Origin of the sequence: Streptomyces angustmyceticus (assembly GCF_019933235.1) — a bacterium.
In the GTDB taxonomy this organism is placed as follows: Bacteria; Actinomycetota; Actinomycetes; order Streptomycetales; family Streptomycetaceae; genus Streptomyces; species Streptomyces angustmyceticus.
In genome coordinates this window covers 6,108,352-6,129,329 of the sequence record NZ_CP082945.1, presented here as the reverse complement: position 1 = coordinate 6,129,329, position 20,978 = coordinate 6,108,352, and the positions used below count along the sequence as shown (strand labels likewise).

Below are 20,978 nucleotides of genomic sequence, written 5' to 3'. Positions count from 1 at the left end.
TAGGCGCCGTCGGGGCGTGTGGTGGACGTCCGGGAGGGTGTGGCCGTGCGTCCTGCTCCGGGGGCCGCTTTGAGAGCAGCACTGGGCGGGCCATCGCGAAGGTGATCGGCGACGCGTATCCGGCACTCAGGGTCGGCGCGGAGTACGCACCGCCGACCCCCGCCGCCCACAGGCCGACGGTGCGGCGCGGCAACAGATCAGGCGTCCCCGGTCGTTGCGGCCTCCTGGGGTTGCGCCGGGAGACCCAGGAGGCGGTGGGCGAGGGCGAGCGGCGCGTGCGGATTGCGGGACGGGGCGGGGGCCTTGGTGCGGTGCGCGGGGAGGCGTTCGACGGTGGTGGTGCCGGTGTCGGACTCCAGGGCCGGGGCGTAGCCGGCGGCGCGCAGCGCGTCCAGGGTGGCGGCCGGCGGGCGGCTGCTGACCAGGACGGTCGGGGCGATGGCGCGCAGTTGGAGGTCGCGCAGTGCGCGGTGGGCGGCCAGCTCTTCGACGAGGGATTCGTCGTCGGAGCGGATGCAGCAGGCGGCGGGCAGGACCCGCATCCGGCCGTGCGAGCGGGCGGCGTCCTGGACGAGGTAGCACAGCGGCTGCGGGAGGGTGCCGGTCGACGAGGCGCGGGTGAGGTCTTCCAGGAGGGTGTCGGCCCGGTGGCCGGCGTCCAGTGCGCGGCGTACGGACTGCGGGGTGAAGCGCCAGGTCACGGCGTGGCCTTCGGATTCGCGGTCGGCCGCGGCGGCGAGGAGTCCGGCGAGCGCGGCGGCGGGGCGGCCGGGGACGACGGCGGTCAGATCGGCCTGGAAATGGGCTTCTTCGAGGAGCGGCGGGAGCAGGTCGGCGAGCGGCTCGTCGAGGGAGCGCGGGTCGTCGAGGAGCACCCGGCCGAGGGGGGTGAGGGTGCCATGGGCGACCAGGCCCAGAAAGGCGGCCTCGTGGAGGATGTGGGCGGCGCGGTCGTGCGCCATCGGCTGATGCCGGAGGGCGAGGGGGCGGTGCCAGTCCGCGGCGCGCAGGAGGTCGTCCCAGGGGGTGCTGGTGCCCGCCTCCTGCTCCGGGGCATCGGGGAGTGGCAGCGTCGGGAGGGGCGTTTCCGCGCCGAGGGGGACGGTGGCCAGGGCGGCGAGGAGTGCGTGCCGGAGGGCGGGGGCGTGCCGGTCGTGGCCGCGGACCAGCGCGGTCGGGGTCTCGCCGAACGGGGTGTGGGTGGGGATGTCCCACAGTCCCGACCAGGCGGCCAGGAGGGGCGCGAGGCGCGCTCCGGGCGGGCGGCCGAGCCAGTCGTCGTAGGCGCCGGTGGGCAGGGCGGTGATACCGGACGGGCTCCGGGTCAGCGCGATCAGGTCGGCGGCGAGCGCGAGGTCGAGGAGGAGGCGGGTGTGCGGTGCGGTGGCGCCGGCCGCCTTGGCGAGGCGTTTGATCTCGCGGACGGCCAGCCCGCCCGACTTGCGCAGGGCGGCGGGCTGCGTGGCCAGGGCGGCCAGCAGCCGGTCGGCGGTGGCGGCGAGGGTCGCCGCGGCGGCCCGGGATTCGTCGTGCGGCGAGGTCGGGGCGACGGTCGCGGTGGGGGCGGTGTCGTCCGGGGCGGGCCGCGGGGCGTCGGCGAGGAACGGGCCGAGGTCGTGGGCGGCCAGGAGTTGCGGGACGCGCGGCGGCACGACGATCGCGCCGTCACCGGCCGGCGCGGCGAGTCCGTCGTCGTAGAGCCGCTGCAGCGCGGTCTCGGCGGCGGCGCGCGGGGGGCCGGGCGAGGCCGCGCCGAGGGCGGCGTACACGTCCTCGGGCGGGACGGGTTCGGTGGCCAGGTGCGCGAAGGACAGCCGGTGGGCCATCAGGGACTGGTAGTCGGCCCCCGGTGCGGGGGCGGCGGGCCCGGGGGCGGCCTGCGCGGCGCGGTCCTGGCTGATGCGGGCGGTGGTGGCGAGCACCTGGAGCCGGGGGTGGTCGAGGTGCAGCACCAGGTGGTGGAGGGTTTCGTAGGACCACAACGCCTGGGCCAGGCCGCGCAGTTCGGTGGGCGCGGGCCGGCGGGCGAGCGGTTCGGCATGGCGGGTGAGGAGCGCGGCGAGCTGCTCGGGGGTGCGCCGGGCGAGGGACCGGGTGACTGCGTCGAGACCTTCCACGGCGTCGAGGTTAGTCATCGCGCGAGCAGGGCGGTGAGGGCGCCCACGGGGTCGGGGTCCGCGGGTCCGGTCGGCCACCAGTCGTCGGTGCCGGGTTCGGATTCGTACGGATACCAGCGGTGGTCGTGGCCGAAGCGGAGCTGAATGCCGCGGTCGGGGTCGGTGAGGTGGTTGTGGCGCGGGCGCAGGGCCGGGAGGTCCGCGGCAAGGAGGGCGCTGCGGGCCCGGTCGAAGTCGCCGGCCGGGGGGTTCCAGGTGGCTTCGAGGAGGGAGAGTCCTTCGGGGCCGCCCTGCCGCCAGGCGGCGACCGAGCGGGCCACGTCCGTGGTCGTACGGCCGGTCGCCGCGGCGAGGTCGCGGTAGAGGGCACGGGTGGCGGAGGTGAGGCCGGCGGTGGGGTGGGCGGTGGCCGCCAGCCGGATGGCGTCCTCCCATACGGGCAGCGCCGGGAAGGGGCCGGGGACGGGCGGCCCGCCGTCCCCGGGGACCGGGGCGCCGGCGGCGGATACGCAGGCGTGCGCGCGGGCCGCGGCGTCGGCGGCGAGGAGGGCGAGGGTCTCGGGGTCGAAGGGGAGGTGGTCGGCGTCCGGCAGGACAGGGGGCCGGCCGGGCCGGGGCGGGACCGGCAACGGTGGGGGGAGCGGCGGGCGGGGGCGGTCGGCGAGCGCCTCCCTGGCGAGGACGCCGCGGGCGGGTGGTGCGGCCTTGCCCGCAGGCTCACCGGGGGTCGCGTCCGGGGCTGCCGGGGCGCCAGATGCGGAGACGGCCGGCGCCGTGGCGGGACCGGCGGTGCGGTGGTGCGGGGACGGCTGGGCCGTGGCGGGCGTGTGGGCGCGGGCCTCGTGTGCGGTGAGGGCGGTGTTGCGGCGGGAGAGCGCGTCGAGGAGTTCGCGTTCGCCGCGGCCGCGCATCAGCAGCAGGACGAACGGGTCCGCGTCGAGCAGGCGGGCGGTCTGGAAGCAGAGCGCGGCGGCGTGTTTGCAGGGCCTGCCCTGGTCGGGGCAGGAGCATCGGGGCACGAGGTCGCCCGGCCCCGGGAGGAGGCGCGCCTCGCCCTCGGCCAGGTTCCGGGGCAGCTTCTTGGACAGCAGGGCCGTGAGCTGTCCCGGGTCCGCGGCGATGGCGTCCAGGAGGCCGTCCCACTCCTGGTCGGTGAGGGTCCGGAGGCGGATCTCGGCGCTGTAGGGGCGGGGTCTGCTGCCGCGTACGGTGGCGACGATGCGGCCCGGCGTGACGTTGATGGTGTCGACGTGGCCGTCGCGGGCGTAGGTGCGGCCGCGGGCGAGCCGGGCGCTGTCGAGGGCCGTGGTCTCCAGGGCGTCCAGCCAGGCGCTGCCCCACCAGGATTCGGCGAACAGCCCGCGGGCGCCGGTCCGGGCCGGCAGCGGCGGGAAGGTGCGCGAGCGGTCCGCGCGGGCCAGCCGGTCCGCGGCGGCGGCGCGCCCGGAGGAGGGGCGGGCGGTCATCCGGGCCTCCTGAGGGAGACGAGGTCGGCGAGGTCGGCATCGGAGAGTTCGGTGAACGCGCTCTCGCCCCCGGAGAGCACCGCGTCGGCGAGCGCCCTTTTGGCGCCGAGGAGCTGTGCGATGTTGTCCTCGACCGTGCCCTCGGTGATCAGCCGGTGCACCTGGACGGGCTGGGTCTGCCCGATGCGGTAGGCACGGTCGGTGGCCTGTTCCTCCACCGCCGGATTCCACCAGCGGTCGTAGTGGATCACGTGGCCGGCGCGCGTCAGGTTCAGGCCGGTGCCCGCCGCCTTGAGGGACAGCAGGAAGACCGGGGCGTGGCCCGACTGGAAACGGTCGACCATCTTCTCCCGTTCGGCGACCGGGGTGCCGCCGTGCAGCAGCTGCACCGGGATGCCCCGGTGCGTCAGATGGCGTTCGAGCAGCCGCGCCATGCCCACGTACTGGGTGAAGACCAGGGTCGCGCCGCCCTCGGCGAGGATGGTGTCCAGGAGTTCGTCGAGGAGTTCGAGCTTCCCGGCACGGGCGGCAAGGCCGGGCGCGGCCTCCTTGAGGTACTGCGCGGGGTGGTTGCAGATCTGCTTCAGGGCGGTGAGCAGCTTCATGACCAGGCCGCGGCGGGCGATGCCCTCGGCGGTCTCGATCCGGGCGAGGGTTTCGCGGACGACGGCCTGGTAGAGCGCGGCCTGTTCACGGCCCAGCGCCACCGGGTGGTCCGTCTCGGTCTTGGGCGGCAGTTCGGGGGCGATACCGGGATCGGACTTCTTGCGGCGCAGGACGAACGGGCGCACCAGCCGGGCCAGCCGCTCGGCCGCCCGCGGGTCCTCACCGCCCTCGACCTCACGGGCGTGCAGCGCGCGGAACGTCTTGAGGGACCCGAGCAGCCCGGGTGTCGTCCAGTCGAGCAGGGCCCACAGCTCGGAGAGGTTGTTCTCGACGGGTGTGCCGCTGAGGGCGATCCGGGCCGGGGCCGGGATGCCGCGCAGCGCCCTGGCCGTCGAGGAGCGCGGATTCTTCACGTGCTGGGCCTCATCGGCGACGACCCAGGCCCACGGGCGTCCGGCCAGTTCGGGGGCGCTGCTGCGCATGGTCCCGTAGGTCGTCAGGACGAAGCCGCCGTCCAGGCCGTCGAGGCTGCGGCCCGCGCCGTGGAAGCGGCGTACGGGGGTGCCGGGGGCGAAGCGTTCGATCTCGCGCTGCCAGTTGCCGAGGAGGGAGGCCGGGCAGACGACGAGGACGGGTGCGGCGGGCCGGCGGTGCAGGTGGAGCGCGATGACGGTGATGGTCTTGCCCAGGCCCATGTCGTCGGCGAGGCAGCCGCCGAGGCCGAGCGAGGTCATGGTGTCGAGCCAGGCCATGCCCCGTAGTTGGTAGTCGCGCAGGGTGGCCCGCAGTCCCGGCGGCTGGGGCAGGGGCCGGGCTTCGGCGGTGAGACGAGCGCGCAGCGCGGCGAGGGCGCCCTGGGGCACCACCTCGACCTCCTCCCCGTCCACCTCCGCGGTGCCGTGGAGCGTCGCGGCGAGGGCGTCCGCGGGCTCCAGGTAGCCCAGTTCGCGCTTCCGGGCCTTGCGGACGAGCCCCGGATCGACCAGGACCCACTGGTCGCGCAGCCGGACGACGGGGCGGTGCGCCTCGGCGAGGGCGTCCATCTCCGCCTCGCTCAGCGGCACCCCGTCCATGGCCACCTGCCAGCGGAAGTGGAGCAGTTCGCGGGTGTCGAAGAAGCCGAAGCCGTCGGTGGCCGAGCCCGGCGCCGATCGCAGCACCGCCGTCGCGGTCAGGCCGCGGGCCAGTTCCCTGGGCCAGTGGACGCCCACTCCGGCGGCGCCCAGGCGCGGCGCGGCTTCGCCCAGCAGGTCGTACAACTCGTCCTCGGCGAGCGGCAGTACGTCCGGGACGGGCTGTTCCAGGAGGCGGGTGAGCGGAGCCCAGATACGGGCGGCGCGGCGCAGGGCGAGGAGGGTGTCGACGCGGGAGCGCGGCCCGAAGTGGTCGGGCCCTTCGCCTTCCCACAGGCCGCGGGCGTCCGCGACCAGGGTGGGATCGGTGAGGCTGTGCACCTGGAGGACGGCGGCGGCCGCACTGCGCTCTTCGGTGCCGCCCGTCCCGCTGTCCTCCCTCCGGTCGAAGACCTTGTGCGGGGCGAGATCGAGGCGCAGCGAGAGCCGCACCCCGGCGTCGACCCCGGCCGCGACCTCGGCGGCCCACTCCCGTGCACCGGGGAGGTGCTGGGGCTCGCTCGCGGCGAACGGGGCACCGGCCACCAGTCCGGCGGCCGGCGTACGCGGCAGCGCGTCGGCGACCGCGTCCACGTAGAGCCGTACCAGGACCGCCGGATCGTGCACCTGGAGCGGGCGGCTGCCGGCGATCGGCACGGCGTGGGCCTCGGCGGGCATGGCGGCGGCGACGGCACGGAGGTGCGCGATGTCCTCGGGGTCCAGCGGCCCGGCGCGCCAGGCGTCGGTGTCCTCGGCGGTCAGCCCGGGGAGCAGCCTGCCGCGGGCGGCGAGATGCAGCGCGTGCAGGGTGGCCGCGCCCCAGCAGGCGCTGGCCGGGTGCGCGGCCGGGTCGTGCCGGGCACGGACCAGCAGCGGGACGGCCTCGACCAGCGGCAGCAGCACGGCGGGGACCGTACGGCCACGAGCGCCGTTCCCATGGCGCCGGGCAACGACGATCTCCCCCGTCTCGACGGCCCCACCGCTGCCCGCCGTCGCTTCGCCGCTCCCTCCGCGCCCGACATCCGGGAGCGGGCCGCCATCGGGACGCCACAGGGCGATCTTCCCGGCGCGCGGGGGCTGGGCGGGCAGGAAGATTGCAGCGCAACGCACCGCCGCAGCGCCGCTGTCAGCGCTCTCCTCCATGCCTCCGGCGCGGGACGCGAGGGACGCGGGCACGGGGCGGGTCTCCCCTGCCGTCTTCGCCTCCCATCGCCTTGCCATGTCGTTCCTCACTGCTCGGTCGTTGACTACTGCTTGGGCGTTCACCGTTGCTCGGTTGCTCACCGTTGCCTGGTTGTGCACTGTGTGGGCGTTCATTGCCTGGTCGTTCGCTACTCGGCCGGGCACGACACGGCCGTCCGCCGTGCAGGCCATCGCCGCTCGGGCGCCCGCGGCATCGACGTCCGCCGCGTGGCCGTTCGCTGCTCGACCGTCCACTGCATCGCCGCCCCGACCTGCGAGTCTAGGGCGTACGTGCCACGCCTCCCGCGTCCCTCCCCAGCCTTCCCACCTCCCTCAGTACACCTGCGCCGAGCCATGAAGCACCGGACGCGCGCCTGACCCGAGCCGGCGCCTGTCGGCCGCGCCCCGCCCGGCACCCAGCCGCGCCGACGCCACCGGCGTGAGCAGCGGCGTCTGCGTCTGCGCCATGGACTTCGCCCTCGGCATCTGCATCGTCATCGATGGAAGCAGACGGCACTGACAACGCCGTGCCACCCCGCCCTGACCAGGCCCTTCTGCGCCCCCGCCGGAGTTATCCACAGCCCGCAAAAGCCCTTCTCGCCCTCCACCCGAAATCCGCTACCGTCAGCGACGCAATCACTCTCAGTAATCGAATGGAATCGGTGAGGAGCACGCCATGCACGTCCCCACGCCCGAGCAGTCCGCAGCGGCAGAGGCCTTCCCGACCGGCTCGCACCTGGTGATCCAGGCCGGTGCCGGGACCGGCAAGACGACGACCCTCGCGATGCTCGCCCGCACCGCGCGCCGGCAGGGTCGAACAGGCCGGTACATCGCCTTCAACAGAGCCGTCGCGCGTCATGCCACGCGATCGTTTCCCGCCGAAGTGTCCTGCGGCACTGCCCACGCCCTCGCCTACACCGCAGTGGGCAGGCGCTACCAGGCACGGATGAACGCCCCGCGGCGAGCAGGGTGGCGCACGGGCGCCGCCCTGGGCATCGACGAGACCATGACCGTGCGCATCGGCGCACGCAAGATGACCCACAAGGCCCTCTCGTACACGGTCCTGCGCACCGTCACCCGCTTCTGCCAGTCGGCGGACCAGGAGATCGCACCGCACCACGTCCCACCCTTGCGCGGAGCAGAGGCCGCCACGCTGCACGCACAACTCGCCGATCTCGTCCTCCCCTACGCCCGCAGAGCCTGGGCCGACCTGCAGCACCCTGACCGCGGCGTCGTCCGCTTCGAGCACGACCACTACCTCAAGATGTGGGCGCTGCGCGCCCCCGTCATCCCGGCGGACTTCCTGCTGCTGGACGAGGCGCAGGACACCAACCCCGTGGTCGAGCAGGTCTTCACCGCACAGCGCGACCACGCACAACTGGTGCTGGTCGGAGACTCGGCCCAGGCCATCTACGGTTGGCGCGGCGCGCGCGACGTCATGACCGGCTTCGACGGCAAACAGCTCAGCCTCTCCCGCTCGTTCCGCTTCGGACCGGCACTCGCGGCCGAGGCCAATCGCTGGCTCACCATCATCGGCGCCCCGATCCGGCTCACCGGATCACCCTGCCTGGACACGGAGTTATGTACGGTCCGCGCACCGGAGGCGATCCTGTGCCGGACGAACGTGGGAGCGATGGTGGAGGTGATACGGCAACTGGAGGCGGGCCGGCGCGTCGCCCTCGCGGGCGGCGGCGAGGCTCTCGGCGCCCTCGCACGCGCCGCTTACGATCTCGAAGCCGGCCGTCGCACCGTCCACCCGGAGCTGATGCTCTTCGAGACCTGGGCCGAGCTGCGCGAGTACGCGGAGTTCGATCCGGCCGGACGGGACCTGTTGCCCCTGGTGGAACTCGTCGACGAGCACGGCACGGAAGCATTGCTGCACGCCCTGGGACAGCTCTCGCACGAGGACTTTGCCGAAGTGACGGTGTCCACGGCCCACCGGGCCAAGGGCCGGGAGTGGGCAAGCGTGCGCATCGCGGACGACTTCACGGGCCCCGACGACCTCGACGAGCCCGGCGACGACGGAACCCCGGCGCCCGGCCCGATCGACCTCGACGAGGCCCGCCTGGCCTATGTCGCTGTGACCCGTGCCCGCTCCCTCCTCGACATCGGCGGACTGTCCTGGATCAACAGCCACCCCTCCGGCGCCCCACCACCCTCCGACCCACGCCTCATCGGCCCCGCCACAAGGACACCCCTGGAAGAGCCGAAGTCCAGACCAACACGTCTCAGGAAAAGCTAGGGAAAGAAGTGCCGGGGACGAGTGACCGGCGCACCGAACGGGAGGATCCTGGAGGTGGGAGATGGGTGCCGATGCGTACGGGAAATGAGCCCCTTCAGGCACGCAGCCCGCTGAGAATCCGCTGCGGACTGGCGCTGTGGGGGTTGCTGTGGGCGATCGCCGGAGCCGTGGCCTTCATCAATGCCGGGCGGCCGGAATGGGCGGCGGCGTGCGCCGCACTGGCCATGGTGGCCGTCACGGACCTGGTCATGGTGATCCGCCACATCCGCCAGGGACCGCACTACCAGCCGGGAAGGGACATACCGCCGTACGCCCCCGACCGAGGCCGGAACGACGCCTTCGGCATACGGAACGGCCCCGCCGGCCGGAGACGGAACACCAAGCCGTAGAAACCGCGGCGCGAGGGGCCCGTGTATCGCGACACGCGACAGAACGGGTCGGCGCCACCATGGCCAGGGAGGAGTGACATCCGGCAGCGATCGACGCAGAGGGAGGGCACGGGCACAGCGGAGAGCACGGACATGCGGCCGACGCGGAGGGCGCGGGCGATACACGCAAGGTGCATCCGAGGCAGAAGGCGCGGGCCGCAGAGACGGCAGCCGAAAGAGAGGGACGGGCGGCGCAGCGTGCACCTCCGCCCCAGAGAGCGCCGCCGACGGGACGGTGCGAGCGACGCGGAGGGCGCGGCTAGCGGAGGGTGCGGCTACTCGAAATCGCCGGGATCGCCGTCCGGACGGTTGCGGTCCTGATCGCCGGTGCCCGTTCCGGGTGCGAAACGGGCGGCTTCGACGAACTCCGGGCGCGGTTCGAGCGCCGCTGCCAGTCGGAAGTGGCGCAGCGCCTCCTCCGCACGGTCGGCGCGCTCGAGGGTGCGGCCGAGCGCGAAGTGCGCGAAGGCATTGTCCGGCTCACGTTCCAGCACGATCTGGAACTCGAGTTCTGCGGGCCGCAGTTGAGCGGAGAGAAAGAAGGCACGGGCCCGCAGCAGTCGGGCGGCGGTGTTCTCAGGGTGCGCGGTGATGACCGAGTCCAGCAGCCGGATCGCACCGCGTGGGTCACGGGCCGCCAACAGCTGCTCCGCGGCGCGGAAGTCGATGACATGCGTCTCGGGGCTGCTCTCGGGCACGGCTGCTCCTCTCCCTCGCCGTCGGGGCACGCATCAGCCACGGACCGTACGGCGCTACCTGCGGCACAACAATCCCGTCGGTCGCGGCATTCCCCGGCCGACAAGACCTCAACCGACTCTCCCACCCTCAGGGCAAGCACACGCCCCGAAGGGGCAGAGGCCATCCAGACGGCACTCAGAGTTCACGAAGGACGACAGGCGAACCGACGGGAGAAACGCGCCGCGGGAAGGGGGAGGCAAGACGGCGCGGGCACTCGGGCTGGGGCAGGTCACGACCCGGACGAATGGGATGGCCATGATCGGCGATCTGTCATGGGCGGCGGGACAGCCACGACTGGCCGCCGGCCCTGACCGACGGCCGGCCATAACCAACGCAAGACGAAACGAAGGCTCAAGCCAGCACCCCTCGCGCCGTCGCCCCCCTGGCCGCCAGCCCGTCGCCGCCGTTCAGCTGCCCATACGGGTTCCCGTCCGACTGCCCATGGGCTCGTGGCTCGCCCCCGGCTCGGGTCCGCGTCCCTACAGGCTGATGTGGTACGCCTTGCGCAACGTCTCGTGAACGGTCCACTGCGTGCGGTCGCCTTCGCGCAGGACGCAGGCGTCGCCGGGGCCCACCTCCAGCACCGGGCCGCCCTCGACCTCGATGGTGGCGCGCCCGCTGACGACCACGAACAGCTCATTGGCCTCGGTGTCCGTCACGACGCCCGGCGTGATCTGCCAGATTCCGCGGATCTGCTGCCCGTCCGGGGACTCCCACAGCACCTTGCCCGTGACCACCGGATCGCCGGCGACGATCTGGGAAGCGTCCAGCGGTTCCGGCTCCAGATCGGCGTCCGCGATGCCGGGGATATTGACGACGAACGACGCGGGCGCCGGATCGCCGGGAACAGGCGCCGTGGCGGACTCGGGCTCGGAAACCGAGCCGGGGCCGTGGTCGGATCCGGGCTCCGCGGTGGTGGCGGACGCGGTGGCGGAGGTCTGGGCATCAAAGCCGGAAGGAGCAGTCATGGCGGCGAGGGTACCTTCCGGCCTCAGGCGCTCCGCAGCCGCTCCCACACGGCGCGGACCTGGGGTTCCAGCGCCTCCAGCGGTCCGTCGTTGTCGATGACGAGATCCGCGACGGCAAGCCGCTGTTCGCGGGTCGCCTGGGCCCCCATCCGGGAGCCGGCCTCGTCCTGTGCCATGCCGCGCAGCCGCACCAGGCGGTCCAGTTGGGTCTGCGGCGCGGCGTCGACCACGACGACCAGGTCGTACAGCGGCGCCAGACCGTTCTCCGTCAGCAGCGGGACATCGTGCACCACGACCGCGTCCGGCCCGGCCGACGCTTCGAGTTCGGCCGACCGCGCCCCCACCAAGGGGTGCACGATCGCGTTCAGCGCCTTCAGCTTCTCGGGGTCGGCGAACACGATCCGTCCCAGCTTCGGCCGGTCCAGCGTGCCGTCCGGGGCGAGGACGTCGCTTCCGAACTCCTCGACCACAGCCGCCAGTCCGGGCGTACCGGGCTCGACGACCTCCCGTGCGATCTTGTCCGCGTCCACGATCACCGCGCCGTACGACGCCAGCAACCGCGAAACCTCACTCTTGCCCGCACCGATACCGCCGGTCAGCCCCACCTTCACCATGGGCCCACGCTATACGCTGCGGCCACACGGCAGGTGGCCAGGAGGGCTCAGCTTCGTCCGGACCCCCATCTCATCCGAAGCCGACCTCGCCCGAGCCCGACTTCGCCCGGATCGGGCCTCGCTCAGCCCCCTCGACCGGCTTCGCCCCTCCATCACAACCAGCCCTGCCGGAACTTCAGCCCCGGCAAAACTCGGCCCGCCGGAACTCCAGCCGTCCCGGGGCTCCGGCCACACGCAGCCCCACCCGCACCGGAACCGAGCCACCCCCAGCCACCAACCGCGCTCCCGCTCCCGCCGCGCGCTCAGGCCCCGCCCGCGCCGCCCTCACCCTCGCGCTCCGCCAAGAAGCGCTCGAACTCCCGGCCGATCTCGTCGGCCGATGGCAGTTCCGCCGGCTCGGCCACCAGGTTCCCCCGGCTCTCCGCCCCGGCCACCGCGTCGTACTGATGCTCCAGCCCGCTGACCAGCGCGACGAGTTCCTCGTCCCCCTCCGAGATCTGCCGCTCGATCTCCTCCTGCGTCCGCAGCGCCTCGGTACGCAGTGAATGCGCGGCGCCGGGGAGCACCAGCCCGGTCGCGGCCGTCACGGCTTCCAGTGCGGTCAGCGCGGCGTCGGGGTACGCGGACCGGGCGATGTAGTGCGGTACGTGCGCCGCCACGCCCAGAACGTCGTGGCCCGCCTCCGCCAGCCGGAACTCGATCAGCGCCTCCGCACTGCCGGGCACCTGCGCCTCGTCGAAGAAGCCGCCATGACCGGGCATCAGGTCGGTGCGGTTGCCGTGCGGGGTGATGCCCACGGGACGGGTGTGCGGGACGCCCATGGGGATGCCGTGGAAGTTCACCGAGAGGCGCACCCCGAGACGCTCCACGATCTCCTTCACGGCACCCGCGAACCGCTCCCACTCGACGTCGGGTTCGGGCCCGGACAGCAGCAGGAACGGTGCGTCGGTGGTGTCCCGTACGAGCCGCAGCTCGATGCTCGGGGTCTCGTACGCGGTCCAGCGGCTGCGCTCGAAGGTCAGCAGCGGGCGACGGGCACGGTAGTCGACGAGTCGGTCGTGGTCGAAGCGGGCGACGACCTGGTTCGGCAGGCCGTCCAGCAGCCTCGCGACGATCTGGTCGCCGGTCTCGCCGGCGTCGATGTACCCGTCGAAGTGGTACAGCAGCACCAGTCCGGCGGAGTCCCTGGAGGCAATCGCCTCGACCTCCGCGAGCCCGCTCGGCTCCCATTCGTACAAACCCTGGGGATCCAACACAGTGACCGCTCCTCCTCGTTCTCATCAGCGGCAACGCACGATCCCACGCGAGCATTCCCGACGACGCGGACGCCCCTGTCTCCCCCCACCTTGCCCCGGCTCCCAGGTCCCGCCAACGCACCCTCCGGTCGACCTCACACCGATCCAGAGACGCAAACTCACCTACGCATAACCAGGGTTCACCACTGTGCCTCCCCCGCCCCGCGTTGCGCGGCGCCTCTCCCCCACTCAAGCCATGGCCTCCGCTTCGCCCGGGCGTCAACGCAGGAGAGACACAGGCTCGATAGGCGACGGGCGCGCGCGGGGGGGAGCGACGCACGAACCGCACGAAGCACCCGTACGAGAGCCGAGGGCGGGAAGGAGGATACGGCTCCACGCACAGACGGCGGCCGGATCAAAACACCGTGCCGCCCGCCCCACCACCCCATCCCCCAAACACGCCGAAGGCCCGCCCCCCGGAGGGGGGCGGGCCTTCGACTATCGGCTAGTGCCCAGCAGCGAGTCGCTGCTGTTGGCGCAAGCTCAGCTCTGGCCGCCGGCCAGCTTCTCGCGGAGGGCGGCGAGGGCCTCGTCCGACGCCAGGGCGCCGGAGTTGTCCGCCGACTCCGAGGAGTAGGAGCCGCCGCCGGCCTGGCCGCCGCCGGCCTGGCCGCCACCCTGCGCCGCCGGCGCCGCAGCGCCCTCGGCCGCAGCCTGCTCGTCGGCCTCGCGGGACTTGATGACCTGAGCCTGGTGCTGCTCGAAGCGCTGCTGCGCCTCGGCGTACTGGTTCTCCCAGGCCTCGCGCTGGGTCTCGTAGCCCTCGAGCCAGTCGTTGGTCTCGGGGTCGAAGCCCTCGGGGTAGATGTAGTTGCCCTGGTCGTCGTACGACGCGGCCATGCCGTACAGGGTCGGGTCGAACTCGACGGCCGACGGGTCGGCGCCGAAGGACTCGTTGGCCTGCTTCAGCGACAGCGAGATCCGGCGACGCTCGAGGTCGATGTCGATGACCTTGACGAAGATCTCGTCGTTGACCTGGACGACCTGCTCCGGGATCTCGACGTGGCGCTCGGCCAGCTCGGAGATGTGGACCAGGCCCTCGATGCCCTCGTCGACGCGCACGAACGCACCGAAGGGAACGAGCTTGGTGACCTTACCCGGGACGACCTGACCGATCTGGTGGGTCCGGGCGAACTGCTGCCACGGGTCTTCCTGGGTCGCCTTGAGCGACAGGGACACGCGCTCGCGGTCCATGTCGACGTCCAGGACCTCGACCGTGACCTCCTGGCCGACCTCGACGACCTCGGACGGGTGGTCGATGTGCTTCCAGGACAGCTCGGAGACGTGGACGAGACCGTCGACGCCGCCCAGGTCCACGAAGGCACCGAAGTTGACGATGGAGGAGACGACGCCGGAGCGCACCTGACCCTTCTGGAGGGTGGTGAGGAAGGTCTGGCGGACCTCGCTCTGGGTCTGCTCCAGCCAGGCACGGCGGGACAGGACCACGTTGTTGCGGTTCTTGTCCAGCTCGATGATCTTGGCCTCGAGCTCCTTGCCCACGTAGGGCTGCAGGTCGCGGACGCGGCGCATCTCGACCAGGGAGGCCGGGAGGAAGCCACGGAGGCCGATGTCGAGGATGAGACCACCCTTGACGACCTCGATGACGGTACCGGTGACGATCCCGTCCTCTTCCTTGATCTTCTCGATGGTGCCCCAGGCGCGCTCGTACTGGGCACGCTTCTTCGAGAGGATCAGGCGGCCTTCCTTGTCCTCCTTCTGGAGAACCAGGGCCTCGATCTCGTCACCGACGGCGACGACCTCGTTGGGGTCGACGTCGTGCTTGATCGAGAGCTCGCGGCTCGGGATCACACCTTCGGTCTTGTAACCGATGTCGAGCAGGACCTCGTCCCGGTCGACCTTCACGATGACGCCGTCGACGATGTCGCCGTCGTTGAAGTACTTGATCGTCTCGTCGATCGCGGCGAGGAAGGCTTCCTCGTTACCGATGTCGTTGACCGCAACCTGCGGGGTGGTGGCGGTGGTCTCGGTGCTGCTCGTCATGTGGGAAAGGGCTCCGGTACGGACATTGAAGTCGTAGGTACTGCTACGCCGAGAGCCCGTATCGCCTCTGCATAAGCCGGACAGTGTCAAAGACGTATTCACTGGTAGCCCGCAAATGCCGGAGCATTCGGAGCGACCCGCAACGCCTCAAAACCGAGGGGACATACATACAGATGCGAGCGCGGCCTGCTCCGTCTGAGGCGCGCAAGCCCGCAGCGCAACTTGTAGCATACGGGGGCAGCCGGACCCGGTCAATGCGCGAACGCGCACACCGGGGGCAGATCACCCCATAACCGGCACACGCGATGTTCCGCGAGGTCGAACGGCCTCACAGTCCCTGCAGCGACAAGCAGAGCGAACACTACGACGACGGGCGCGATGAACCAAGACCACGAGCCGGAGGCGACTCGCCGTGACGCCTCCGATACGGAAAGCAGCCGCGCCAGCCGGGGCTGGTGGGACAGCAACGCGGACGAGTACCAGAGCGAGCACGGCGCCTTCCTCGGGGACGACCGGTTCGTCTGGGGCCCCGAGGGACTGGACGAGGCGGACGCGGCGCTGCTCGGGCCGGCCGCCGACCTGAAGGGGCGCCGGATCCTGGAGATCGGGGCCGGTGCGGCGCAGTGTTCCCGCTGGCTGGCGGCGCAGGGGGCGCTCCCGGTGGCGCTCGATCTCTCCCACCGGCAGCTGCAGCACGCACTGCGCATCGCCGAGGGGTCGCCGGACGACGCGACCCAGCTGGTCGAGGCGGACGCCGGGGCGCTGCCGTTCCGCGACGCCAGCTTCGACCTCGCCTGTTCCGCGTACGGGGCGCTGCCGTTCGTCGCCGATCCGGTGCGGGTGCTGCGCGAGGTGCGGCGGGTGCTGCGGCCGGGCGGCCGGTTCGTCTTCTCCGTCTCCCACCCGATCCGCTGGGCCTTTCCCGACGAACCGGGACCCGAGGGGCTGTCGGTGGGGGCCTCCTACTTCGACCGCACGCCGTACGTCGAGCAGGACGAGTCCGGCCGGGCCGTGTACGTCGAGCACCACCGCACGCTGGGCGACCGGGTGCGGGACGTGGTGGCCGCCGGGTTCCGGCTGGAGGATCTCGTCGAGCCGGATTGGCCGGAATGGAACACCCAGGAGTGGGGCGGCTGGTCCCCGCTGCGGGGGCATCTGATCCCGGGGACGGCGATCTTCGTGTGCTCGGCGGAGGGTTAGCGGCACCTGGCCTGTAGCCCCAGGGCCCCCTTGTGGACGCCTGGATCCCGTTGGGGCGGGTTGGGCCATTGGGGTCTCGGGCCCACTGGCTACGGGCCGGAGGAAGCGGAGCAGGGCCTCCGGCGGCGAGGCGAAGGACCGGGTTCCGGGGCCGGGTGGCACCCGGATGCCCCGGGCGGATCTGTCGGCCATGGTCGGAGGGGTGGGCTCCGGACCGGGTTCGTCGCCTCGCCTCGGCCTGGCTCACGGGGTCCGGTTGAGCCGTTGGGGGCGCCCGGTTGTCCCCGGGGTCCGGTTGGGCGTCAGCGCTCCGTAGCGGGCTCGTGGCGCCGCCTCGGCCCATTGGCCCATATCGGTTCCGCGGCTTCATCGGTTCCGGGGCTTCCGCGCCCCGACGGCCGCGCAGGCCGGCCCTGACGACCGCAGGCCGGCGGGCCAGCGGGCCAGCGGGCCAGCGGGCCAGCGGGCCAGCGGGCCAGCGGGCCAGCGGGCCAGCGGGCCAGCGGGCCAGCGGGCCAGCGGGCCAGCGGCGGCAGTCTGAGTCGCCCCGTCCGGCGATGCCACCAGCGAGGCGCCGCCCCTGCCGGCCCGAGCCACCCGGCCCCGGTGATGACGGCCCAATTCGCCCGCCTCGGTGGTGGCAGCCCGAACTGACAGCCCCGCGGTGGCGGACGCGACGAAGCCCGCGGACCGGTGGCACCCCCATCGGGGCAGCCTGCCGGTGGCGCCCGCGCCGGGCCGGCCGGCCGGTGGTGCCGACGCCGGGGCAGCCGGCCTGTGGGGCCTGTCGGGGCGGCAGACTGGGGGCGTGATCCGTCGTGATGTTCTTGAGCAGTTGCCCGTGCGTACTGCGCTGCCCGCGCTGCGGGGCGCCCTCGACGGGCGTGGTGCCGCGGTGTTGTGCGCGCCGCCGGGCACCGGCAAGACGACGCTGGTGCCGCTGGAGCTGGCGGGGCTGGCCGGCGAGGGGCCGCGGCGGCGGGTGCTGGTCGCCGAGCCGCGGCGGATCGCGGCCCGTGCGGCGGCGCGGCGGATGGCCTGGTTGCTGGGCGAGAAGGTCGGGGACCGGGTCGGGTTCACGGTGCGCGGGGAGCGGCGGGCCGGGCCCCGTACCGCTGTGGAGGTGGTGACGACCGGGGTGCTGCTGCAGCGGCTGCAGCGGGATCCGGAGCTGGTGGGCGTCGATGTGGTGGTGCTCGACGAGTGCCATGAGCGGCATCTCGACGCCGATACCTCCGCGGCGTTCCTCTTGGACGTACGGGAGACGCTGCGGCCCGAGCTGCGGCTGGTGGCGGCGTCGGCGACGACGGATGCCGAGGGGTGGGCGGGGCTGCTGGGCGGCCCGGAAGGCGCGGCGCCGGTGGTCGAGGCGGCGGGTGTGTCGCATCCGGTGGGGGTCGTGTGGGCGCCGCCGGAGCGGCCCGTGAAGCCGGCGCACGGGATGCGGGTCGATCCGGCGCTGCTGGCGCATGTGGCGGCCGTGGTGCGGCGGGCGCTGCGCGAGCAGGCCGGTGACGTGCTGTGCTTCCTGCCCGGCGTCGGAGAGATCGGGCGGGTTGCCGGGGAGCTGGCAGGGGTGGACGCCGAGGTGCTGCAGGTGCACGGGCGGGCTCCGGCCGAGGTGCAGGACGCGGTGCTGGCGGGCGGGGACGGCCGGCGCCGGGTGGTGCTGGCGACGTCGGTGGCCGAGTCCAGCCTGACGGTGCCGGGCGTGCGGGTGGTGGTGGACAGCGGGCTGGCGCGGGTGCCGCGGACGGATCATGCGCGGGGGCTCAGTGCGCTCACGACCGTGCGTGCCTCCCGGGCGGCGGGCCGTCAGCGCGCCGGGCGGGCGGGGCGTGAGGCGCCGGGTGTGGTGTACCGCTGCTGGTCGGAGGGCGAGGACGGGCGGCTGCCCGCGTTCCCCGATCCGGAGATCAAGGTCGCCGATCTGACGGCATTCGCCCTGCAGGCGGCCTGCTGGGGCGATCCGGCGGCCTCCGGGCTGGCCCTGCTCGATGCGCCGCCGGCCGGCGCGCTGGCGGCGGCGCGGGAGGTGCTGACGGCGATCGGCGCGGTGGACGGCGCCGGCCGGGTGACGGCACGGGGCGCACGTATGGCGAGGCTGGGGCTGCACCCCCGGCTGGCGCGGGCCCTGTTGGACGGCGCGCCGGAGGTCGGTGTGCGGCGCGCCGCCGAGGTGGTCGCCCTGTTGAGCGAGGAGCCGCCGCGGGCGTACGGGGACGATCTGGCGGCCGCGTGGCGTACGGCACGGCGGGGCGGCGACGCGTACGCGGCGAGGTGGCGGCAGGAGGCGCGGCGCTTGGCGTCGGCGGCGGGTGAGCCGAGGGCCGGGGCGGGCGCGGGCGTGGAGGCCGGCGCGATGGACGGGGCGGAATCGGACGCTCACGCGGAGGTCGCGGAGGTCACAGAGGCCCAGGCGCGCTCGGACGCCCAAGCTGCCCCTGCAGCCCCTGCAGCCCCTGCAGCCCCTGCAGCCCCTGCAAGCTCGGACGCCCCAGTGGCCGGGGCAGATGCGGGCGGCCGGGCCCGATCGGGTGTCGGTGCCGAGGGGGGCTCCGGGGAGGGCGGGAGCGGCCGGGCCGGCCGCTCCCGTGGTCGTGCCGCGGCGGGTGGCGACGATGCCGTCGCCGGGCTGATCGCCGCGTTGGCGTTTCCCGAGCGGGTGGCGCGGGCCCGGGGGGCCGGGAGTTATCTGATGGCGTCGGGGACGGGGGCCGAGTTGGCGGGAGCGGGCTCCGCGGGGCAGCGGGCCGGATGGGGGCGCGGTCCGGGGGCTTCGGGCGGGGGTGCCGGGTCGGGGCTGCGGGATGCGGGGTGGCTGGCGGTCGCGGTGGCGGACCGGCCGGTGGCGGCGGTGTCCGCGCGGGTCCGGCTCGCGGCGGTGATCGACGAGGAGACGGCGTGTGCCGCGGCGCGGGCGTTGTACGCCTCGGGTGACGAGGTCCGCTGGTCGGACGGGGATGTCGTGGCCAGGAGCGTGACGCGGCTGGGGGCGATCGAGCTGGTGTCGCGGCCGCTGTCCGCGCCGGATCCCGGGCTGGTGCGGGACGCGGTGGTCTCGGGGCTGCGGAAGGAGGGGCCGGGTCTGCTGCGGTGGGCGCCGGCGGCGGTCTCGCTGCGGCAGCGGATGGGGTTTCTGCATCGGGAGTTGGGCGAGCCGTGGCCCGATGTGTCGGATGCCGCACTGCTGGAGCGGGCCGAGGAGTGGCTGGGGGTGGAGCTGGGCCGGGCGCGGCGGCGGGCCGATCTGGCGCGGGTCGACGCGGGGCAGGCGCTGTCCCGGCTGCTGCCGTGGGCGACCGGTGACGCGGCGCGCTTCGACGAGCTGGCGCCGGAGCGCATCGAGGTGCCGAGCGGTTCGCGGGTGCGGGTGGACTACGACGGCGAGCAGCCCGTACTGGCCGTGAAGCTGCAGGAGTTGTTCGGTCTGCAGGAGTCGCCGAGGGTGGCCGGCGGGCGGGTGGCCGTGCTGGTGCATCTGCTGTCGCCCGCGGGGCGTCCGGCTGCCGTCACGGCGGATCTCGCGTCGTTCTGGCGGGACGGATACCGGTCCGTGCGCGCGGAGTTGCGCGGGCGCTACCCCAAGCATCCCTGGCCGGAGGACCCTTCGGCGGCCGAGCCGACCCGGCACACCTCGGCGCGGCTCAAGCGGGGCTGAGCGCGGGGCGGGAGGGGCGCGGAGGCGGCTCGCTGACGTCATGTGTCCACGTTACGGTCCGGCACTGACAACGCCTCGCCGCTCGACGGCGGCGCGGGGACGGGCGGCTCGCCTGCCGGTGCGCGGGGGCGGCGGCCGCGGGCTTCGAGGCGCAGGCTCAGGGCGAGCAGTACGGCGCCGAGGGCGAGGAATCCCCAGGGGAGGTAGCTGGTGAGCAGCAGGACGAGGGTGCGTTGCGAGGTCACCAGGGCCACGGTGGAGTCGACGTAGTCGGCGCGCATCTTCACATGGCCGGCGAAGGCGGTGACCTTGCCGCCGCCGGGCAGCAGATCGCCGCCGCGCAGTTCCTCCTGGTGGATCTCCTCGCCGTTGACCGGGGCGCCGGTGACCGGCTCCACCCAGAACATCCGCTTGGTGGTGTACCAGCGGGTGGTCCCCATCTTCTCGACGGACCGGGGGGTGATGCCCTTGACCGGCATCTTCTTGGGGAGGGCGACCTTGGTCCAGGGGATGGTCTGCTCGAAGCAGTAGACCTCCAGGCCGTGGAAGGTGCGGGTCCCCTTGTAGTGGATGGGTGCCGAGGTGCGGGTCTGGGCGTCGAAGTAGGCGTAGTCGCGCTTCTCGGTGAGGAACGGCCACTTGAACTCGATGCCCTCGCGGCGGACCGGGTCGCCGTCGACCATCTCGCCGGTGGCGTGCACGGGTTCCTGGGAGTGCGCGTCGAAGAGGTAGCGCTCGGGGATCTCGGAGACCATCTTGCCGTCGGGGCCGACGACGTAGGACAGCGCGTCCCAGACGACGACGTCGCGGCCCGCGGACTGCTCGATGCGCTCGGAGGCGGCGACATCGCCCTTGAGGGTCTGCACGATGGTGACCTTGGGGACGCGTTCGGCCTTCATCGTCCCGTAGTCGAGGAGGGTCGCGGGCCGGGCCTCCAGGACCATGTCCTGGTACTGGCCGGGCGGGATCTTGGCGAGCCGGGGGAAGGCGTACCACCGCATCAGCGGCGACAGGGCGGTGAAGAAGACGGCGAAGGCGAGCAGTACCAGGCTCGCCGTGCGGCGCATGCCTCGTGCTTCTCGGCGCCGGCCGGGGCGGGCGGTGCGGGGGTCGGCCGGGGGCGCGGGGGCGGGCTCCCCCGGGGGCTCGGTGCGGCGCATGGCGGTGGCGTCCCTCCGTCAGGGGTGCTTGGGGACGGTGGTGAGCAGCGGCTTGGGGGAGGTCGTGCCGTCGGGTGCGCCGGTCGCCGTGAGGGTGAGGACGAGGGCGAGCGCGGCGGCCAGTCCGGCCGCGGCTGCTGTCAGGGCGCGCATGGTCGGCCTCCCGAGAGCTGATGCAGCGTCAGGGC

Annotated in this window: 15 protein-coding genes; 4 read left to right on the top strand and 11 right to left on the bottom strand. The window is 73.5% G+C overall.

Features of this window, described 5'->3' with window-relative positions; translation table 11 throughout:
- Positions 1-197: 197 nt before the first annotated feature.
- The 4 genes from K7396_RS27325 to K7396_RS27310 form a co-directional block, all read right to left on the bottom strand.
- Positions 198-2,135: a helicase-associated domain-containing protein gene (locus tag K7396_RS27325; protein WP_170314302.1), complete on the bottom strand. Its 1,938-nt coding sequence runs from the start codon at positions 2,133-2,135 to the stop codon at positions 198-200.
- Positions 2,132-3,583 carry an SWIM zinc finger family protein gene (locus K7396_RS27320; RefSeq protein WP_152104949.1) on the bottom strand — a complete coding sequence of 484 codons (1,452 nt, stop codon included), beginning with the start codon at positions 3,581-3,583 and terminating at the stop codon, positions 2,132-2,134. The genes K7396_RS27325 and K7396_RS27320 overlap by 4 nt, the downstream gene beginning before the upstream one ends.
- The gene (locus K7396_RS27315) at positions 3,580-6,522 is read right to left on the bottom strand and encodes a DEAD/DEAH box helicase (RefSeq protein WP_086717402.1); all 2,943 of its coding nucleotides are present in this window, start codon (positions 6,520-6,522) and stop codon (positions 3,580-3,582) included. Before K7396_RS27315 ends, K7396_RS27320 begins: the two co-directional genes overlap by 4 nt.
- A gap of 294 nt (positions 6,523-6,816) precedes the next feature.
- Positions 6,817-6,981, bottom strand: a complete 165-nt coding sequence (locus K7396_RS27310; RefSeq protein ID WP_158101115.1) for a hypothetical protein — start codon at positions 6,979-6,981, stop codon at positions 6,817-6,819.
- Positions 6,982-7,159: 178 nt separating this feature from the next.
- On the opposite strand from K7396_RS27310, the gene K7396_RS27305 reads away from it, so the two are divergent.
- Both K7396_RS27305 and K7396_RS27300 read left to right on the top strand, forming a co-directional pair.
- On the top strand, positions 7,160-8,725 hold the full coding sequence (locus tag K7396_RS27305) for a UvrD-helicase domain-containing protein (RefSeq protein WP_086717403.1): 1,566 nt from the start codon (positions 7,160-7,162) through the stop codon (positions 8,723-8,725).
- A 71-nt stretch (positions 8,726-8,796) separates the two neighbouring features.
- Positions 8,797-9,114: a DUF6343 family protein gene (locus K7396_RS27300; protein WP_167392744.1), complete on the top strand. Its 318-nt coding sequence runs from the start codon at positions 8,797-8,799 to the stop codon at positions 9,112-9,114.
- A 314-nt stretch (positions 9,115-9,428) separates the two neighbouring features.
- Here K7396_RS27300 and K7396_RS27295 read toward each other — a convergent pair whose 3' ends face one another.
- The 5 genes from K7396_RS27295 to rpsA form a co-directional block, all read right to left on the bottom strand.
- Complete coding sequence (locus K7396_RS27295) at positions 9,429-9,851, bottom strand: tetratricopeptide repeat protein (protein ID WP_086717405.1); 423 nt, start codon at positions 9,849-9,851, stop codon at positions 9,429-9,431.
- A gap of 519 nt (positions 9,852-10,370) precedes the next feature.
- Positions 10,371-10,691 (bottom strand): cupin domain-containing protein, encoded by a 321-nt coding sequence (locus K7396_RS27290; protein WP_223660429.1) that lies wholly within the window; start codon positions 10,689-10,691, stop codon positions 10,371-10,373.
- Positions 10,692-10,882: 191 nt separating this feature from the next.
- Positions 10,883-11,473: a dephospho-CoA kinase gene (gene coaE / locus K7396_RS27285; RefSeq protein WP_086717406.1), complete on the bottom strand. Its 591-nt coding sequence runs from the start codon at positions 11,471-11,473 to the stop codon at positions 10,883-10,885.
- A gap of 302 nt (positions 11,474-11,775) precedes the next feature.
- Positions 11,776-12,729: a PAC2 family protein gene (locus K7396_RS27280; RefSeq protein ID WP_086717407.1), complete on the bottom strand. Its 954-nt coding sequence runs from the start codon at positions 12,727-12,729 to the stop codon at positions 11,776-11,778.
- A gap of 522 nt (positions 12,730-13,251) precedes the next feature.
- Positions 13,252-14,769 (bottom strand): 30S ribosomal protein S1, encoded by a 1,518-nt coding sequence (gene rpsA, locus K7396_RS27275; RefSeq protein ID WP_086717408.1) that lies wholly within the window; start codon positions 14,767-14,769, stop codon positions 13,252-13,254.
- Between the two features lie 378 nt (positions 14,770-15,147).
- Between rpsA and K7396_RS27270 the strand changes: the two genes are divergently transcribed.
- Entirely contained in the window at positions 15,148-15,969 is an 822-nt protein-coding gene (locus K7396_RS27270; protein ID WP_086717409.1) for a class I SAM-dependent methyltransferase, read from the top strand.
- An 808-nt stretch (positions 15,970-16,777) separates the two neighbouring features.
- Positions 16,778-19,630 carry an ATP-dependent RNA helicase gene (locus K7396_RS27265; protein ID WP_152104948.1) on the top strand — a complete coding sequence of 951 codons (2,853 nt, stop codon included), beginning with the start codon at positions 16,778-16,780 and terminating at the stop codon, positions 19,628-19,630.
- Between the two features lie 38 nt (positions 19,631-19,668).
- Here the strand turns inward: K7396_RS27265 and K7396_RS27260 are convergent, their stop codons facing one another.
- Both K7396_RS27260 and K7396_RS27255 read right to left on the bottom strand, forming a co-directional pair.
- Complete coding sequence (locus tag K7396_RS27260) at positions 19,669-20,697, bottom strand: DUF3068 domain-containing protein (RefSeq protein WP_152104947.1); 1,029 nt, start codon at positions 20,695-20,697, stop codon at positions 19,669-19,671.
- A 111-nt stretch (positions 20,698-20,808) separates the two neighbouring features.
- Positions 20,809-20,943: an SPW_0924 family protein gene (locus tag K7396_RS27255; RefSeq protein ID WP_152104946.1), complete on the bottom strand. Its 135-nt coding sequence runs from the start codon at positions 20,941-20,943 to the stop codon at positions 20,809-20,811.
- Between the last annotated feature and the right edge of the window lie 35 nt (positions 20,944-20,978).

Coding starts and splice junctions, on each gene's coding strand:
- K7396_RS27315 (WP_086717402.1), bottom strand. CDS start 6,522: ATGGCAAGGCGATGGGAGGCGAAGACGGCAGGGGAGACCCGCCCCGTG.
- K7396_RS27320 (WP_152104949.1), bottom strand. CDS start 3,583: ATGACCGCCCGCCCCTCCTCCGGGCGCGCCGCCGCCGCGGACCGGCTG.
- K7396_RS27255 (WP_152104946.1), bottom strand. CDS start 20,943: ATGCGCGCCCTGACAGCAGCCGCGGCCGGACTGGCCGCCGCGCTCGCC.
- K7396_RS27325 (WP_170314302.1), bottom strand. CDS start 2,135: ATGACTAACCTCGACGCCGTGGAAGGTCTCGACGCAGTCACCCGGTCC.
- rpsA (WP_086717408.1), bottom strand. CDS start 14,769: ATGACGAGCAGCACCGAGACCACCGCCACCACCCCGCAGGTTGCGGTC.
- K7396_RS27305 (WP_086717403.1), top strand. CDS start 7,160: ATGCACGTCCCCACGCCCGAGCAGTCCGCAGCGGCAGAGGCCTTCCCG.
- K7396_RS27260 (WP_152104947.1), bottom strand. CDS start 20,697: ATGCGCCGCACGGCGAGCCTGGTACTGCTCGCCTTCGCCGTCTTCTTC.
- K7396_RS27310 (WP_158101115.1), bottom strand. CDS start 6,981: ATGACGATGCAGATGCCGAGGGCGAAGTCCATGGCGCAGACGCAGACG.
- K7396_RS27270 (WP_086717409.1), top strand. CDS start 15,148: ATGAACCAAGACCACGAGCCGGAGGCGACTCGCCGTGACGCCTCCGAT.
- coaE (WP_086717406.1), bottom strand. CDS start 11,473: ATGGTGAAGGTGGGGCTGACCGGCGGTATCGGTGCGGGCAAGAGTGAG.
- K7396_RS27300 (WP_167392744.1), top strand. CDS start 8,797: ATGCGTACGGGAAATGAGCCCCTTCAGGCACGCAGCCCGCTGAGAATC.